At 35.6% G+C, this 18,076-nt stretch carries 17 protein-coding genes and 1 riboswitch; of the genes, 10 read left to right on the top strand and 7 right to left on the bottom strand.

The genetic code is table 11. The annotated features are described in order from the left end of the window. Positions 1-417: 417 nt before the first annotated feature. A complete protein-coding gene (locus FD31_RS06620) occupies positions 418-777 on the bottom strand; it encodes an ArsR/SmtB family transcription factor (protein WP_057891981.1) in 360 nt (119 codons plus the stop codon). Between the two features lie 131 nt (positions 778-908). Between FD31_RS06620 and FD31_RS06615 the strand changes: the two genes are divergently transcribed. Next, positions 909-2,828, top strand: coding sequence for a heavy metal translocating P-type ATPase (locus FD31_RS06615; protein ID WP_057891980.1), 1,920 nt, complete (start codon positions 909-911; stop codon positions 2,826-2,828). Positions 2,829-2,879: 51 nt separating this feature from the next. On the opposite strand, the gene FD31_RS06610 is transcribed toward FD31_RS06615, so the two are convergent. Continuing rightward, the gene (locus tag FD31_RS06610) at positions 2,880-3,521 is read right to left on the bottom strand and encodes an SDR family oxidoreductase (RefSeq protein ID WP_057891979.1); all 642 of its coding nucleotides are present in this window, start codon (positions 3,519-3,521) and stop codon (positions 2,880-2,882) included. 396 nt (positions 3,522-3,917) lie between these two features. Here FD31_RS06610 and FD31_RS06605 point away from each other — a divergent pair, with 396 nt between their 5' ends. Next, positions 3,918-4,679 (top strand): flavodoxin family protein, encoded by a 762-nt coding sequence (locus FD31_RS06605; protein ID WP_057891978.1) that lies wholly within the window; start codon positions 3,918-3,920, stop codon positions 4,677-4,679. Between the two features lie 231 nt (positions 4,680-4,910). On the opposite strand, the gene tpx is transcribed toward FD31_RS06605, so the two are convergent. Continuing rightward, positions 4,911-5,408, bottom strand: a complete 498-nt coding sequence (gene tpx / locus FD31_RS06600) for a thiol peroxidase (protein WP_057891977.1) — start codon at positions 5,406-5,408, stop codon at positions 4,911-4,913. Positions 5,409-5,521: 113 nt separating this feature from the next. Here tpx and FD31_RS06595 point away from each other — a divergent pair, with 113 nt between their 5' ends. The 8 genes from FD31_RS06595 to FD31_RS06560 all read left to right on the top strand — a co-directional run bounded on the left by FD31_RS06595 (position 5,522) and on the right by FD31_RS06560 (position 15,118). Beyond that, positions 5,522-6,034, top strand: coding sequence for a GNAT family N-acetyltransferase (locus tag FD31_RS06595; protein ID WP_057891976.1), 513 nt, complete (start codon positions 5,522-5,524; stop codon positions 6,032-6,034). 114 nt (positions 6,035-6,148) lie between these two features. Beyond that, on the top strand, positions 6,149-6,616 hold the full coding sequence (locus tag FD31_RS06590; RefSeq protein ID WP_057891975.1) for an LPXTG cell wall anchor domain-containing protein: 468 nt from the start codon (positions 6,149-6,151) through the stop codon (positions 6,614-6,616). A gap of 125 nt (positions 6,617-6,741) precedes the next feature. Beyond that, positions 6,742-7,593 carry a WxL domain-containing protein gene (locus FD31_RS06585; RefSeq protein WP_057891974.1) on the top strand — a complete coding sequence of 284 codons (852 nt, stop codon included), beginning with the start codon at positions 6,742-6,744 and terminating at the stop codon, positions 7,591-7,593. A 107-nt stretch (positions 7,594-7,700) separates the two neighbouring features. Next, positions 7,701-8,795, top strand: coding sequence for a DUF3324 domain-containing protein (locus FD31_RS06580; protein ID WP_057891973.1), 1,095 nt, complete (start codon positions 7,701-7,703; stop codon positions 8,793-8,795). Between the two features lie 85 nt (positions 8,796-8,880). Next, on the top strand, positions 8,881-9,861 hold the full coding sequence (locus FD31_RS06575; protein WP_057891972.1) for a WxL protein host-binding domain-containing protein: 981 nt from the start codon (positions 8,881-8,883) through the stop codon (positions 9,859-9,861). Positions 9,862-9,867: 6 nt separating this feature from the next. Next, positions 9,868-10,995, top strand: a complete 1,128-nt coding sequence (locus FD31_RS06570) for a DUF916 domain-containing protein (RefSeq protein WP_057891971.1) — start codon at positions 9,868-9,870, stop codon at positions 10,993-10,995. A 141-nt stretch (positions 10,996-11,136) separates the two neighbouring features. Beyond that, positions 11,137-12,894 (top strand): SLAP domain-containing protein, encoded by a 1,758-nt coding sequence (locus FD31_RS06565; RefSeq protein ID WP_057891970.1) that lies wholly within the window; start codon positions 11,137-11,139, stop codon positions 12,892-12,894. A 169-nt stretch (positions 12,895-13,063) separates the two neighbouring features. Then, positions 13,064-15,118 carry an SLAP domain-containing protein gene (locus FD31_RS06560; protein WP_057891969.1) on the top strand — a complete coding sequence of 685 codons (2,055 nt, stop codon included), beginning with the start codon at positions 13,064-13,066 and terminating at the stop codon, positions 15,116-15,118. Between the two features lie 59 nt (positions 15,119-15,177). Here FD31_RS06560 and FD31_RS06555 read toward each other — a convergent pair whose 3' ends face one another. The 4 genes from FD31_RS06555 to FD31_RS06540 form a co-directional block, all read right to left on the bottom strand. Continuing rightward, complete coding sequence (locus tag FD31_RS06555) at positions 15,178-15,825, bottom strand: TetR/AcrR family transcriptional regulator (protein ID WP_057891968.1); 648 nt, start codon at positions 15,823-15,825, stop codon at positions 15,178-15,180. 75 nt (positions 15,826-15,900) lie between these two features. Next, positions 15,901-16,170 carry a hypothetical protein gene (locus tag FD31_RS06550; protein ID WP_057891967.1) on the bottom strand — a complete coding sequence of 90 codons (270 nt, stop codon included), beginning with the start codon at positions 16,168-16,170 and terminating at the stop codon, positions 15,901-15,903. Between the two features lie 135 nt (positions 16,171-16,305). Then, a complete protein-coding gene (locus FD31_RS06545) occupies positions 16,306-17,109 on the bottom strand; it encodes a hypothetical protein (RefSeq protein WP_057891966.1) in 804 nt (267 codons plus the stop codon). A 140-nt stretch (positions 17,110-17,249) separates the two neighbouring features. Continuing rightward, positions 17,250-17,669, bottom strand: coding sequence for a helix-turn-helix domain-containing protein (locus tag FD31_RS06540; RefSeq protein WP_057891965.1), 420 nt, complete (start codon positions 17,667-17,669; stop codon positions 17,250-17,252). 91 nt (positions 17,670-17,760) lie between these two features. Beyond that, positions 17,761-17,936, top strand: a riboswitch (Lysine riboswitch). Positions 17,937-18,076: the final 140 nt, after the last annotated feature.

Raw genomic sequence — 18,076 nt, 5'->3', positions numbered from 1 at the left:
TAGTGTGATATAAATAATAAATTGAATTACTTGAAATATAAATTAGAATAGAATTCAAAAACAGGGTAGCTAAATTTCGTTAGCTACCCTGTTTCTTTGCATTTGATTTTGAACTTTGGGGAAAAGGATTGTTGCTTTAAGTAATATCTCTGATATGTAGATAAACATCAGAAAATCCATAAGCCGGAGGGAGAGAGAAAAAAGTATAGGCAGCAGTGAAGGTGGCGTTAGCACTTTAGTGCTTACACCACGGGACGAGTTTTGAGACTTGCGGTTTTTGCAAGGCTCAAAATCGAGACGAAAGACCTTGGCTTTCGTCGGTCCCCACAGCAGCCTATACTTTTTTCTCTCTCCCGGAGGTGCCCCCAAAGCTACCATTATTTGACACAAAAAAAGCCGCCCCAAAAAATCAGCAGCCTAAAAGTCATTTTCATCTTCAATAATATGTTCTTGTGTTTGTTTAAAAATGGTAATAATGTGTTGATCGCTCAAACGATAGTGGATGTTACGTCCACGTCTCGCGTTAGAAACAAGATTGAGTTGTTTGAGAATACTCAATTGATGTGAAATTGAAGATTGGCTCATATCAAGGGTATCCGCAATTTCACCAACACTTAATGGTGTTTCTGCTAAGGCAAGTATTATTTTTACACGTGTCATGTCACCGAAGGCCTTAAAAATATTGACCATAGAATCTAGGTCTTCGTCGCTGGGAAGATTTTGTTTTAAATTATGTAAAGCATTTTGATGCTCTACTTCAAAATTTTGTTCTGGCATAATTTGTCCTCTTATTAAATAAGGTTAGATTGGGTTGAAATTCGTTAAGACCTATTATATTATAATTAATATATGAATGATTGCTCATATATTCAGATGAGCATGTAAACCTTTTCAAGGAGGATGTTTCGATGAAATCTTACGATGTCCAAACTGATTATAAAGTTAAGAAAAAACAAAGGCGTCTTAAAAACGAATTAAGCAAAGAAACCAAGTTAACTATTATTCGGTTATTAGTTTCTTTCATTCTACTACTTATCGGTTCAAGTTCGCTCTTACCAGAACCCGTTAATGTTGGCTTTTTCGTGGTGGCGTACTTGGTGATTGGTGCCAGAATCGTTTATACAGCAGTGAAAAATATTTTTCATGGTGAAATTTTTGATGAGAATTTCCTTATGAGTATTGCCACGATTGGGGCAATTATTTTGGGTGAGTATCCTGAAGCAATTGCCGTTATGTTGTTTTACGAATTAGGAAATGTCTTTGAAGATGTTGCTGTTAACCGTTCGAAAAAATCTATTTCAGCTCTGTTGGAAGTTAAACCAGCTTTCGCAACTTTGAAGTTAGATGGTAAAACCAAGACGGTTGATCCAAGTGAAGTGCAGATTGGTCAAATTATTTTAGTTAAACCAGGCGAGAAGATTCCACTTGATGGGACAGTTGTCTTAGGTCAATCATCAGTTGATACTTCGGCGTTAACTGGTGAATCAATGCCGCAAAATATTAAGGTGGGCGACCAAGCTTTAAGTGGTTCGATCAACCAAAACGGTACACTTCAAATTAAAGTAAGCAAGGCATATAGTGATTCAACTGTTGCTAAGATTTTAGACTTAGTACAAAATGCTAGCAGTAAAAAAGCTGATACCGAAAAGTTCATTACCAAGTTTGCCAAGATTTACACACCGATCGTTGTTGGCTTAGCCGCTGCTTTAGCAATTGTGCCACCATTAGTAGCCAATGGTGCATGGGACGTTTGGGTTTATCGAGCTTTGATTTTCCTAGTAATTTCTTGTCCATGTGCCTTAGTTATTTCAGTGCCATTGAGTTTCTTTGGTGGGATTGGAGCCGCCTCAAAACAAGGTATTTTAGTTAAGGGTAGTAACTACTTGGAAGCTTTGAACAACGTTGATACAGTAGCCTTTGATAAAACTGGTACCTTAACTAAAGGTCAATTCTCAGTAATTCAAGTTACGCCAGCAAATGGGGTAACAAAGGATGAATTGTTGCAGATGGCCGCTAGTGTTGAGAAGAATTCAACCCATCCGATTGCTGTTTCAATTTTGGATGCTTATACTGGTAAAATTTTGCCCGTTGAAAATGCGACGGAACAAGCTGGACATGGCTTGAGTGCTGAAGTTAACGGTCAAGAAGTAATCGTTGGTAATGCTAAAGCAATGACTCGTGCTGGTGTTGAATTTACTGAAGCAAATGCAGTCGGCACAATCGTTTATATTGCAGTTGCAGGCAAGTTCTGGGGTGACTTGGTAATTGCTGATGAACCGAAAAAAGATGCTCAAGAAGCTATTAGATTGCTAAATAACCGTGGTATTCATAAGACTGTCATGTTGACAGGGGATAATGAAAAAGTTGGTTCAGCGATTGCTGATAAGTTAAAAATGTCAGCCGTTTATACGAACTTATTGCCAGAAAATAAAGTCGAAATCGTTGATGATTTATTGCACGATTCACACAGTGTTAACAAAAAAGTGGCCTTCGTTGGTGACGGAATTAACGATACGCCAGTTCTTGCCACTGCCGATATTGGTTTTGCCATGGGTGGCTTAGGATCAGACGCTGCCGTTGAAGCAGCCGATATCGTTATTATGGGTGATGAACCTTCCAAAGTTGCCAGAGCCATGAAGATTGCCAAAAGAACTCGTCAAATCGTGATTCAAAATATTTCCTTTGCCTTGATTATTAAGATTCTCTTCTTAAGTTTAGGTGCGCTAGGAATGGTCAATATGTGGCAAGCTGTTTTCGCCGATGTTGGAGTGACAATTATTGCTGTTTTGAACGCGATTCGTTTACAAATTATTAATTTTGATAATTAAAAAGCTGAAAATCCGTTATTGGATTTCCAGCTTTTTTTGGTTAAGGCAAGTCTATCTAAAAACATCTTCAGTAGCTTGGTCGCCACTAGCAAAGGTATATTCTTTCCCAATCGTTGTTGGTGTTTGAATAATTTCAGCTAGCGCACGTGCTACGTCAACACGAGGAATACTGCCAGTTTCGTTGGTACCAAGCAATTGAACTTTGCCAGTACCATCTTCATCTGTCAGCATACCAGGGTGGATGATCGTGTAGTCAAGATTAGTCCCGCGCAAATGATCGTCAGCGTAATGTTTAGCAATCATGTATGGCTTAATACCTGATGCGTCCCACTTGCTACGGTTATCACTAAAGATTGAACTAACCATAATATAACGTTTGATGCCAATTGCCTCGGCAACCATCATTGTTTTAATCGCACCGTCAAGATCAATTTCAAGTGTTCGATCGTATCCAGCGCCACCAGCACCGGCAGAAAAGACGATGACATCGGCACCAGAAGCTTCGATTGAATCTTTAATACTGTCGAGCGATGCGGTTAAATCAATAAATTGAGTTTCAATGTTGTTATCGTTGTAGGCCTTGATCTGTTCTTGACTGCGCAATCCAGCAACAAAATCAATGTTTCTTGATTGTAACTCTCCGATTAGTAGATGACCGACCTTACCGTGAGCACCAATAATAAGAACTTTCATAAAATTTCAGACCTCCTTAGTTAATCATACTGTAGCAACAATTTTTTAATAAAGCTAGTGTTTTGAATATAATATTCTTGTATATTATGATTATGTGAAGGCCGCCTCCGGGTGCATGCGATAAGGTCTGCTGTGGGACCGTCTGGAGCCAAGGTCTCCAGACTCGATTTTGAGCTTCGCAAAGTACGCGAATCTCAAAATACGTCCTGTGCTGTAAGAACGGGAAAAACACCCGTCCTAACACCACTGTCACTGCTGACCTTATCGCATGCACCCGGAGGCTAATTTAACTGTTATAGTTGGGTTAGTTTGTGGATTGATTCGTATTATGGAAAGAAACAATAATAAACTGGCTCTTTATTGCAGTAATTGAATGCTTTTTAGGGGGTTATGCGTATGAAGATCTTAGGGATACTTGGTTCGCATCAGGAACATGGGTTAAATGCTCAGTTGCTGGCTGAAGTTTTGGACAATGTTGATTCAGGTGTTGAAACTGAAACTGTTTATTTAGAAAATTACGATATTACACCGCATAAGTATCATGAAAAAAATTTAGTTTTGGATGAATTAGCTGAAAAGATGCTGGAAAGTGATGTTTGGGTCATTGCGGCGCCAACTTATTTTCGGGAATTGTCAGGGGTTATGAAGAACTTTTTTGACTGTATGCGTCCAAAGCTAGTTTATTTTAAGGAAAATGGCGATACGATTCCCGGGCAATTTAAGGATAAGCATTATCTCAGTCTGACCTCATGTTACGTTTCGCCGTTGGAAAACTTTGTTACAGGTGTGACAGATGAATCTTTGAAGACGATTGATCGGGTCATGTCAGCTGGTGGTGTCATAAAAATTGGCGAAATTGTTTTGCCAGGCACATTTGGCATGAAAACTATTCCATATAATAAGAAGAAACTGTGTAAAAAGTATGCAAAGAAGATTTCAGTTCGGAAGAGAAAGGATGACTCAACTGTGAAAAGATATATTCAATTATTCTTTATGATAGCCGTGATGGCATTAATTACGATGGGAATTCAAGTACCATTGAAGACTTGGATTGGAACTGGTTTCTGGTTGAACTATGTCAGCTTTACGATTATCTTCTTTGTTCTGTTAGCATGTATCTTGCATTTTGTGACATTTGTCAAACATCGTCGAAGATAGAAAAAGGGACTTTCGTTCATAACTGAAACTGAGATTTAAATTTTTACTTATGAATTTATTGATTCGTTTTATAAATCGAATCAATATTTCATGACCTTTAAATTACAAACTGAAATTTAATTGAGAAATTATATATCTACTCAAAGGTAAAATATGTTTTAATAACCGCAAGTAACAGTGAAGTAATCGAAAAAGGCAGCCAAATTAATGACTGCCTTTTGCTTTCAAAACTTATTTGATTAATTCATTTAATTGACCAAGGACACGATCATAGCTTGGTTCATCTGATTGAACAGGGACGATTTCGGAATAGATAATCTCACCGTTCGTATCAACGACCCAAACGGAACGAGCCAAGATATTACGGTCTCTGATCCAAATCTTCGACTTCTTACCAAAGTCATGGTCGATGTCAGATAACATTTGCATGTTCTTAACACCTTCAGCTGCACACCATTGTGCTTGTTCTTCTGGTGTATTAGTTGAAATAGTTACGAAGTTGATTTCAGAATGACCATCGACTTCTTGATTGAAATGCTTTGTTTGAATACTGCAGACACGAGTGTTGATATCAGGTACGACACTGATTAACAAAGGCTTATCAAGCATGCTGCTTAGTTTAACCTCATTGTTATCCTTATTAAGTACTGCAAAGTCAGGGAATTGTTCGCCAACAGTCAACGGATCGCCATAAGTTGTAATTGTGTCACCTTTAAAATCTAAATCCATACAAAATCACCCTTTCATAATTGAACTAAACTCAGTATAGATTTATTATAGAGTACCGCAAAATAAAAACCCAGAAATTAGATTGAAAAATAAGTTATTATGAGGAATCCAAAATGAACTTGATAGGAAAAAAGATAAAAATACGCAATTTTGATGAAAATGATTTAGGACAATTTTTGGAATTGGTACAGGACAAAAATAACCATAAATTAGCTGGACTAGAATACACAAACGATATAGAATTTGGTCGTGATCTCCTTGATATGTATCGGAGAAGGGACGGATCCTACACCGTTGCTTTGCAAGACAATAACAAGATGATAGGAATAATTGAGTTGAACAAACGAGGTGAATCAACTGAATTGTTGCTGACACGGGAGATTGGCTTTGTAATAGATAAGAAGTTTCGCAATCAAGGCTATGCTAAAGAAGCTGTTCAATTGATGTTAGAGTACGGGTTTAACGATTTACAACTAACAGAAGTTTGGGCGTCAACTGAAAAAGATAATCTTGCACCACAGAAACTGTTGGAAAGATTAGAGTTCAAGTATATCTATGAAGCTGATCAAACGCTTCCATACACGGGACAGCACAATCTAGTCAAATACTACTTACTGAAGAAGTGATTCATTTCTTGTAAGAATTTCTTAATTATTTCGGATTAGTTAGGGGGTAGACAGATGGTATTATACAAAGCGTAAGGAGAAAACAGACAAGACTTTTGATGAGAGGTTTTTTATATGAAGAGAAAAATGAGAACTAGAAAAAGTCTCACAGTCAAAAAGCGAGTAGTCGGTTTCTTCGCAATTGCCGTTATATTGTTGGGTGTGATTGGAGGATTTGGCTTTACACATGTAATTGCCGAATCTAACAGTACGACTGGAGGTGGCGCTGATAGGTCAGCACCGGTTGCGGTTGTCGCCTCTAAGGCCACTGATAATTCAGGCCTTGATGGTGGCGGCGGTGCAAATGGATCAGTAGTACTTGATAGTGACAATACTGGTACAAGTACTGGTACTGAAGCTAAGAAGGTAAATACTAATTTTCAACCTTCAGTAGAAATTAACAACATGTCGACATATCCACAAACGGGTGATGCACATGACACCGGATTGATCATAACAGGCTTTACGATTTTGATTGGTCTATTCGCTTTTTACGGTTACAAGCTACGGAAAAGCTTGAAGTTCTTACAAGTTTCAAAGTGATTCAATTCTGATAAATAACTTTTACAAATATTGAGATGTACAGCTTGTAAAATTTGTTATTATCTAATTGTAATCAAGAAAGACAAAAACAAAAAAATAATTTTCTATATCAGGGAGGATATATCATGAAATTATCAAGAAATGTTTTAGTAGGATCACTAGCAGTATCAGGAATGGTTTTAGGAGCAATTGCCCCAGCAATGACAGCACAAGCTGCAACATCAACTGGTGTTATTGGATCAGACGGAACAGTTACACATACAGATACACCACAAAATATTGGTGACTTAAACAATCCAGAAAATGGTCAATTAGCTATTGCTATGGATAAAACTGAAGGCGACGGTTCTGGTGTTGCAACAGCTACTTCAAATGCAGCCGTTAAAGTTGTAACTGGTGTCTTAGTACTTGATCAAGTTCCTGACTTTAACTTTGGTACAGCCGTATCAGGTCAACAAAAAGATTTAGTTGATAACACAAGACCAGCAGACGCTAAGAGTGTTGATGGTAATGCAGATGGTAACTTATCAGTTCTTGAATCACGTGATGTAACAAAAACAAATGGATTTACATTGACAGCACAATTAGGTCAATTTACTGATGCAAATGGTAATCCTGTTTCAGGCGATGGTGCATTTACTTTGAACCTATTATCACAACCTGTTTCTAACGGAAAAGAAACAATTACAGATGATTCAGGTAATCAATTGACTACTCAAGCTGCTGCATTGAAATCATCTACAACAACTCCTAGTTCAGTCGGCGCTGCTGCAGATGTTATGACTATTGACAACAAGAGTACTGCATATAAGGCAGGTCAATACCTTGCTAAATTTAATTCAGCAAGCACATCAGCTGATAAAAAAGCCGGTGCTAACTTAGTAATTCCTAATATTTCAGACCACTCAGCAGCTGTTAAGTCATTGAATGCCCCTATTACATGGACATTAAAGACAAATGCTGTTCAAGGTGCATAGAATTTAATTAATGTTAATAGTACTAAGAAAACCACTACTCGTGTAGTGGTTTTTATTTTATAATGTATTTGTATAAATATATAATTGGTTTTTGGAGGATTAAATTCATGAGATGGAAAAGAAATAAATTAATATTATTATTTGCTTTTTTGTTTGCAACGATATCGGCGATATCTATAAGTTCTATTAATGTTAAAGCTGTTTCTGGTGAATATGCGTTAAAACCTATGGGTGGAAATGATATTGTTAGTATAGATACAGGGAGTTATCTAGTTACAGGTACCCCAGGTCAAGAGACTTCATTGCAATTAATGATTATGAATAAATCAAACGACACAAGAAAATTTATGTATATGGTAAATACTGCATATACTAATGGTAATGGGCAGTTGTCTTATGATAAATCAAAAGTAACTGATCCCTCATTAAAAATTCAGACAGCTTCGACAGTATCACCAAGGAAGCAAGAAATTACTATACCTGGTAAGACAAATGCTACGATAGCGTTTAAATTAACTGTTCCCAAGGAAAGCTTTAAGGGAACTATTATGGGTGGTGTAACTGTATATCCATACAAAGAAAAAGCTAAAGGTACGGTTAGCTCAAATGGTACTTTGATAAAAAATAAATTTAGTTATTCTATTCCTATTCAAATTCGTCAAAAAGATGCAGAAGATGAAGTTGCCAAGTATTCTATTAGAACTGTAAAACCAGGTACAGTTACAGTTTCAAATGGTGCTAAACCAGGTGTATTGGCTAATATTCATAATTCTGGTAACTCATATACAGGAAATTTGGATGCTAAGGCAATTGTGACAAAAAAGGATGATAAGAGTTTTAAAGTAACTAATACAACTTCTAATCAAGAAATTGCACCTACATCGAACTATGATTATCAAATATCATGGGGGAAGAAGAGTCTTCAGGCTGGTGATTATCATCTAAAAATGGTTTATAAAGCTCCAGGTGGTTTGAAATCATGGACTTTAAATAAAGATTTTACAATTACAAATAATGATGCAGCTAAATATAATAAATTAGCTGGTATTAAACCAAATTATCTATGGTTATATATCTTGCTAGCTATTCTTGCTCTAGCTATTATTCTAGGATTAGGTGTTTATCTTGGTAAGAGAAATAATAACAAGAATAATAATATGAATAATAACGGTAGTAATACAACTAGAAGACGTCGTCGTTAATAAATAATTAAATTGGGCTGTTCCAAGACTTGGAACAGCTTTTTTAGTATTATAGATGTTAGAAGTTAACGTTCAGAGGATAATTATGAGAAAAAAAATTGTATATATTATATCAATGTTGGTCTTTACATTTATTGGATTTATCATGATTCCTCAAACTGCTAAGGCTGACATTGATGGAATTACAGTTACACCATTGATTGGTGATTCAGATATAACTGATCGATTTCAAATAATAGGGAAACCAAATTCCACTCGTACTTTAAGAATTTCATTTGCTAATTTTGGCATTAGAAATGTCCGATTGAGAATTGTACCAACCAATGCGACAACTTCAATGGATGGCAAAATTGTATACACTGATAATGTGAAGTCTGGTCAATATGGATTAAAGTATGCTTTTTCTGATATGACCAAAGCTAAGACAGTTGTGGTTGAGACTAATAAAACTAAAGATGTTTCTTTTAAAGTTAAATTACCAGCTGGTGAGATTGATAATTTGATTTTGGGCGGTTTTAATATTTATGATATTAGTAAAAGCGTCGGAGGTAACGCAGATATTCCAGTTTGGATAACTGGGTCAAACAAACCAGTTGGGGGAATTATAACCCTTCATAACTTAGGACTGGATGTTATTCAAAAACAACCTCACATCATTGTTAATCTTCAAAATAAAGAACCCGGTATTATGAAAAATGTAATTGTCCACATGACTGTCAAACGTAAGAGTTGGTTAGATAGATTCAATCTTGGTGACAAAAAAATGACGGCTGATTTAACATATCCAAAAGTTGCACCCAACTCAAGGATTCCAGTAGACTTTGATCAAAATACCACACCCATCAAAGCCGGAACCTACGTAGTAAAAGGTGCAGCCCGCAGTGGCAAAGCAACATGGACGTTCCACAAGACTTACACCATCACACAAGACCAAGCCAACAACATCAACAAACGTTGTAAAGGCTTGATCTACAACAAGACCACGACCTATATCTTGATTGTTTGTGTTTTAGTATCAATTATTTTCCTAATTTTCTGGGCCATTTGGTATTCAGGTAGGAGTTAAAAATTTATGAAGAAACGAATAATTGTATTTTTTTCAACATTATTACTATTGATTACGACGCTTTTGCCATTCACAACAACGGTTAAAGCTGCACCTGACAAGTCCTATGCGATTCAAGCGATTTTGCCAGATAATCAAATTAACAAAGATGAGTCTTATTTTGACTTGAAAGTTGAGCCTAACAAAGAACAAACTTTGAAAGTTTTGATTGCTAACACTGGTAGTAAGCCTATTACAGTCACTGCTGAAGTTAACAATGCCTATACCGCTGACTCTGGTGTTATTGGTTATGATAAATACAACACTAAGTTGTACAAGTCGAAATTGCCTTCTTTAACATCATTAGTTGAGGGTAAGCGTAAAAAGGTTGTTAAACTCGACAATGGTGAGAATAAGACAGTTGAGTTTAAAGTTAAATCACCTAGTTCTGAATATGCTGGGATTATTTTAGGTGGTGTCACAACGACTGCTTCAGTCAGTCCAACAAAATCTAAGAATATCAACATTAAGAACCAAGTTCGTTATGTTAAAGGAGTCGTTCTTCGTTCAAAAGACGATGGTGTGATGCCTGACATGCACTTAACTTCAGCTGCTCCCAAAGCTGTGGCCGGATCAACCGGAATTGCTTACAAGTTAGACAACACAGCACCTGTAAACGTCAATAAAGTGGCTTTAAAGGCTGAAATAACCAACGGTAGTAAAACTACCAACTATTCAGCAGAAAACCTTCAGTTCGCTCCTAATTCGCAATTTGACTACTTTATTCCGATTAAGAAGTTAGATGCAGGAACATATAAAGCTCATATTTCGTTGAAGAATGAAAATGGCTTTGCTAAAGAATTTAATTACACAATTACGGTTAAACAAAGACAAGTCGATAACGTTAATGATGCGGCTAAACCTAAACCACAAACACATAATAAACAGTGGATCGGAATTATTATTGGAATCATTGTTTTAATTGCGGTGGCTGCATGGATGTATCTCTATTACTCACAACGTAATAAAGGAAATGGACCTAAAGGTGGCCGTGGTAAGATGAACTTTAGATTACCTAAGAAACCTAATACACCAAATAAGACAACTAGATCTGGTAATGATGATGGTACTAGATCGTCACGTCATAAGAAATAAAAAGAAAGCTATTTCTCAATTGCGAGAATAGCTTTTTTATTGTAAAAAAATTCCTATATCTTGAGAATAATTTTATATATAAATTATACGAATTATTTAATTTTATAGTGCTAAAATTAATCTTATCAGGGGAGTTTAAAGATGAAATTTCAACAGTTAAAGAAAAACTCAAATATGAATTTAAAGAAGAGAATGTACATTAATGGCAGAAATTGGGCCATAAAATCTACTGTGAGCTTAGCAGGAGTATTAGCTTTATTGGGTGTATCTCAAAGTATCGTGGTGAAGGCTGATGTAAACAATGATAATAATAATCCTCAGGCTGATACTGGGGTTACTACACAGGCCGGTATTAAAGAACAATTGTACGACAATTCAGAGCCTGAGTTACAAGATAAAACAAATCTAAATCCAGCACCAGAAACAAAACAGGTACAGACTGCTGATCAACCGAGTGTTGATCAAGATTCAAATGATGCAAGTGAACAATCTTCTGGAACGGTTGCGAACGTTCAATGGAATTTCAAAAATAAATCATTATATGTTTCAGCTGGTGATTTGAATGAAATAAGTTCTGATAGTAATCCTTGGGGTACTTCTAATGATTATTTAAAGCAAAATGCTACTTCAATTACTATTGGAGATGATGGCACTGGAAAAACAGGTAAAGTGGTTGCAGGGAAAAGTGCTACTGGTTTGTTCGAAGGGTTTAAAAATGTTACTGCAATTAATGGGTTGTCTAACCTAGATGTAAGTAATACCGATGACTTAAGCAATCTTTTTAGTGATTGTACTAATCTGACAAGTTTAGACTTATCGGCAATGGATATCAAAAAAACGGCTAGTATTGATAATATGCTAGGAAATGATACAAATATCGACACTTTGGTATTATCTCCAAGTACTAAACTTACTAATTCAGGTTTAAATGTAGGCCAACATAATGAAACAAATGGATATATGTGGAGTGTCAAAGGATTAACACCCAAAAATACAAGTGATTTAATTGCACTTTACAATGGAGCCAGTACAATTACCGATACTACAACGTGGCATAATTATGCTCCATTTACAATTAGTGTTATTGGTGAAGATACAAATGGAAAGGTACTGGGATCAACTAATTTTTACTCACCAATTGATTCTGAAGGAAAGTTAAAACCTGATTCATCAGAATTTTATAAAGGACTTACTAACATAAATTCAAATGGCAAAGTTATTTTAGATGAATCTGGAAATCAGCTTGTTAGTAGGCTCTATTCATCTCGGATAACTCCCGATATTTGGGATGCTGAAAAAGACAGTCAAGGGAGACTATTTCTTACCTTGAAATACTTTGGAGCAACTAGTGATGTTAATAAGTTTTTTTCAAGATTTACTTCAAATGCAATGACTACTGAAGACTTATCAGGACTAACGTATACTTATTATCTCGTATATCCTGCAAAGGAAAATGCTAATTCTTCCTCAGGGAGTTCATCAACCAACCGTGAAATTGAAGGCATAGAAGAACGAGTTTCCACGTATGCAGAAAAACCAGAAGTTCAATTATACGATGACAATGGAAGTATTCTGACAGACCGCAAATTATCTCCAAATAGTGATTGGTATACAGATGAATCAATGCAATTAAATAAAGATAAATACTATCGAGTTGCTACAAATCAATGGGCTAAAGCCAACGATGTATATCTTTATTATCCAAGTGCCTCAAAAGTTCGGGTTAATGCTGGTACAACCGCCACATTAGTAACTGATGAGGGTGAGACAGTAACTGACAGAGCTTTACAACCGTTGAGCAATTGGTATACAGACAAATATATTTATATCAATGATGTGAAGTATTACCGCGTAGCAACAAATGAATTTGTAAGTGCAAATCAAGTTGCAGAATATTAATTAAAATGAGTTTAATCTAGAATTTAAAATTCTGATTGAACTCATTTTTTTATAAAAAAAATCATATAAAATAATTGATTTGTGGATTTACACATTCGTAATATGGTGGTTATATTATTTATATAAAATAAATAATGAAACTTTCGAATACCTGAGGGGGTAGAGGACAATGAGATTTCAGCAGTTGAAGCATGGTTCAAATATTGTTTTAAGAAAGAAAATGTATAAGAGCGGTAAAAATTGGGTAACTAAGTCGACTTTAGGGCTTGTAGGGGGATTAGCTTTATTTGGTGTTTCCCAATTGACGGTTGTAAAAGCTGATGTGACACCAAGTCAAGCAACCTCTGAAACACAATCAGTAAATCAATCTGATACTACAGTAGCTACTGAAATTTCAGTTCCAACAGAAGGAGTAACGTCTGAAGTTAAAAATCGAGCTGTTTCTGAAGTAACTGAGTCCACTACTCCAACGCCAGCAACTGAATCAGCTGGAATAAATGAAGTAGACGGAAGTAATTCGTTGCCAACTGTATCGAAAGACCAAGCATCAAATGGACAAGCAACAAATTCCGATGTTGATGAACCTAATTCAGAAGAAATGTCTGGGACTTGGGGGAGCGTTAACTGGGAAGTTAAAGACGACACTGCCGGTCGAACATTATATTTGAACGGTGGTACTTTAGACAACACTAGTTACGATGGTACAACAGATAACAATCCGTGGAGTGAGAGTTTAAGAAGTACGATAAAGAGAATTTCATTTGGAAATTATTCTACGGAAAAAGTGGTAGCAGGGACTAGTACTTCAGGATTATTTAGAAATTTTACTAGTTTGGAAACGATTTTCAACGAAGAAAATTTCGATACCACTAATACTACTGATATGAGTTATATGTTTGCGGGGGATAGTAGTCTTAAAAATGTAAACACTAGTCCATGGATGTGGACCAATATGACTAATTTTTCCCATATGTTCTATCAAGATACATCACTCGAGGCAGTATCTTTCCCACCCAATACAGGTATGAGTCAAGCTGATAAATCGAAAATGGATTATACTTCCATGTTTGAAGGTGACTCCAAAATAAAATTACTTCAAATAGCATTGTTAGATATGTCTGAAACCGATAAAAATAAAGATTTTTTGAAAGGCGTCACGGATTTACAATATCTGGTGTTATCAAATAGAAGCAAATTAACAAACTCCGGCCTTGGTGTGGGGATGCGTGATAACCGAGATATGTCTGCCGGTAGTACTGGATGGATATCATCATCGTCACCCTCTGAATATAAAAATACTGCTGATTTAGTGGCTATATATGATGGAATCTCTGATGATGTTACTGCAACGGCGTGGACAAATTATAAGCCATATATTATTAAAATATATGCAGAAGATATGAATGGAAATTCTTTTGGTGATCCGATTGAAATTAATTTGCCAAAAGGAGATCTTGAAACAAAAGAGATTGATTTTTCAAATCAGTTTAGTAAATTAGATGGCTACGGAAAATTTATTTCTGGTGATGAAAGTACAGGCAAAGGTAGTTATGCTTTTGAGTATAATCCTGAACAAATTACCGATCCCTCAAAGGATAATAGCCAGCCATATTATATAGCAAATGATAATGATGATACCGGATTTACGTATATAACTTCGATGATTGGAAGCATTCTTGATATTGAAGATGATCATTTGGATGAAAGTTTACTCGAAGGAACTGGATCTGGATTTGACTTCCACCTTGTGTACGATAAAAAGCCATCTGAAAACAATTCAAATTCCGGATCGGGTTCCGGTTCTACTTCAACTCGCGAAGTGGAAGGAGTTGAAGAAACTCTAAATACATATAAAGATGCCCCAGAGGTTCAATTATATGATGATAATGGTGAGACTATCGCTGACCGAAAATTAGCTCCAAATAGTGATTGGTATACCGATAGCCTAATGACTCTGAATGGTATTAAATACTACCGCGTTGCTACAAATCAATGGGTCAAGGAAAACGATGTTTATCTTTATTACAACCATGCCATCAATATTCAAGTTAATAATGGCACAATCGCAAACTTAGTAACTTCAAGTGGTAAAGCAGTTACGGATCGAGCTCTTCAAGCAAACAGTGATTGGTATACTGATCGGTATACATACATTAATAATGTGAAATATTACCGTGTAGCAACAAATGAATTTGTTTGTGTCAATGACGTTCAAGAATATTAAAAAAAACACTGAAAAAATCAAATTTGCGATTTTTCAGTGTTTTTATATTGGCGAAATATCTATTTGTCAGGGGTTAAGCCCTTAACAATGAAATCCGTCACATGTTCTATTTCCAAAGTTTCGTTCCACTTATTAGGGTCAACGATAATATAATGTTGAATCAAGTAGCCTAAAATATTTGCGGCGAGAAATCTGAAAATCTCGAGATTGTCCCAATCAATCAGTAGATTTTTTGCTTTTAAGAAATCTAGCACCTCGTTGAACTGTTTAAAAGATTTTTTAGGGATGCTCTCAATCAAGCGGTCATGAATCTTTTGATCGTAGATAAACTCATTTAAAAAAATCTTCATTGTTTTATGGTTGTACTTAAATAAGTTGATACGTTCACTAATCATAGTTGTTAAGAAAAATTTCAAATTGAGACTGCCATCTTGATAAGCAGTACGAGAAAACTGATTAAAATCCTGGGGTAGAATCTTATGAGTCAATGGAGTTAAGATGGCCATCAACAATTCTTCTTTATTCTTAAACTTACGAAAAATGCTGCCTTCGGAAACACCCGCATGTTCAGAAATTTCTTTAGTCGAGGTATTGGCATAGCCACGTTCAGAAAACAGGTCAATGGCCGATTGGAAAATCAATTTTTGTTTCGGTGTTAATTTTTCGATAACTTCGGTTTCACGGTAAATATCAAATTGATCTTCCATATGCAATACCTCTTTTATATTAATAGTTCCATTCTATCCTAAACGGAACGCAAGAGGTAGACTTCAAAAATTTCTTTAAGCATGTTTGATGTTATTGTTGTTTCTGTAACCATAGTAGAATTGAACGATGGCTAAGACGATGTTGACGTAGTTCAAGATATTGAACCATGTGTCGATCCCACTGACCTTAGCAACACCAAAGTAAACCCAGAATCCCACGATAACGGCAACGACGTTAATCCAAGCAAAAGTCTTTTGGAGGTTTTGATTATCTGTTACGAACCACATCCAAATAACATTAACTACGAACCAAATTGCTAAAATCCAAAACATTGTTGTAAACATAATATCCTCTCCTTTGTATGATAGTGAGTACTCACTATCAATTTACAAATACGATTATAGTTCTCTATTTTAAAAATGCAACAAAAAAAGTGCTTTAAAATCAAAATTGATTTCAAAACACTTTCATATCAAGTTTTATAAAGCTTTTTTCTTTTTACTATTTTCAATTTTATCCTTCATTTTGCGGACGTAAACTTGATTTAATTGGATTAATAACCAGATATAATCAGGTCTTTGTGAGGAAATATCCCATGAAATAACTTTAAGGTTACTTGGATATTTCTTCTTTTCGATATCTAATGGAAGAACATCTAATGAAGTAATTAAAACATCAACATCTTCAAAGACTTCATTGGGAACGATTTCAACAAACTTCAAGGTACTGATATTTCTCAAGACAACTTCGGCTGCTTGGTTACCAGGATCAATCAAAACCTTAACCTTAATAATATCTTCAGCTCTAATAGTTGAAATATAACTAGGTAAGACTTGGAAAAGATTCCGTGAAATCAATTCGGCAGCGTTATAAATCCCTGGAAATTCATTTTGATCAACATTGGAGAAGAACGTGTAAATATCTTTATAAAGATCAGTATAAGTATCCTCATTATTGCTGTCATACATTGTATCCAAATGCATCAGGGAGTAAGGCGCCATGATGTAATAGAAGACAATATCACGCGTTACATAAGTCATGATATGTTTCAAAGTTCTTTGATTATGGTAGACCGTCATATCGTCGTTATAATGCTCTTTCAAGAAATCTATAAAGTGATAAACGAGCGCATAAAACTTAGGATTAATTCTTGCGTCAGCGTTAATTGGTTCCTCGAATGCTTTGTCACTTGGTTGAAAGGCTGTCTTTCTAAACAAGTTGACTAGCTTGTTTTCGTTATCCAAAGCAGTGATGGGCACGATTGGATAATCCTCATGTGTCAAAATATCTTCACCTAAAGTTTGGTCACCGAAAACATCACTGTAATAAGGTAGTTCCTCAATATAATTACGTTTGATTAAACGAATTCTAGAAATTGCTAGGAAATATTTGAACTGGAAGTGGACGATTGGATTGTTGAATGTTAATTGAGACCAAAGTTTTTTAAGAAAGCCCGGAACTTCGACATCCGCCGATTGAGTGTAGATTTACTAGTGAAATGTTCATTACTGAAGTTTTCAAATGAAGGATTGGAACTAGTTAATCCGTAATTGAAGGCTTGGAAAACAACTGAGTTTTTAACCAAAAATAGTCGGTAAGTATCGATGGCAATTTTGGTAAAGTCAATCGATTCAATTTTTGTATCGGATGGGTCGATGTCAGGAGCGACTTCGGCTAGATCTTCCAGCAGTGCTTGAAAAATATTGTAAGTTTTTTGATATGTGAATTGCAGTCTGCTACTAATATTACTTAAGTTTACTTCACGAGGAGGTAATGATTTTATAACTGTAAGCATTCGGTATTTCTCAACGTCTTGCTTAACTAAGAAAATTTGCTCCAACATGTGTCTTCCCCCGGAAACGTCAAATTAAAATAAATTAATAATATACGAAACACTACTTGCTACTATCTTAACATTTATTTATAATGTTTTGTAATCAGATAGAGGTGCAATCTTTATTATTAGTATTTTGGAGTGCGGATAGGGTACTTTGAAAAAATATGAAAGGAAAGTTTGCCGAAATCAGTTATCCCTACTGGTAACTTGATTGGGCCATTGCTTAATAGGCAGTGGACTGTCGTTTTATAAAAAATGGAGAACAGCGTAAACTTCCGACGATTTACCTAGTTTCCCAAAGGCCGCACTTTTTAGTGTGCACTTTGGGAAGCTTTGTAAACCTAAAAAAGTTTACCGTTTAAAGTTTTTTGAATGAACGTTGAGCTATTGATTAATGGGATAATTATAATCCT

This window comes from Companilactobacillus nantensis DSM 16982, from assembly GCF_001435815.1.
GTDB lineage: Bacteria > Bacillota > Bacilli > Lactobacillales > Lactobacillaceae > Companilactobacillus > Companilactobacillus nantensis.
Note: the sequence above shows the minus strand (reverse complement) of the source record. Positions and strands in the feature narration are given on the sequence as shown.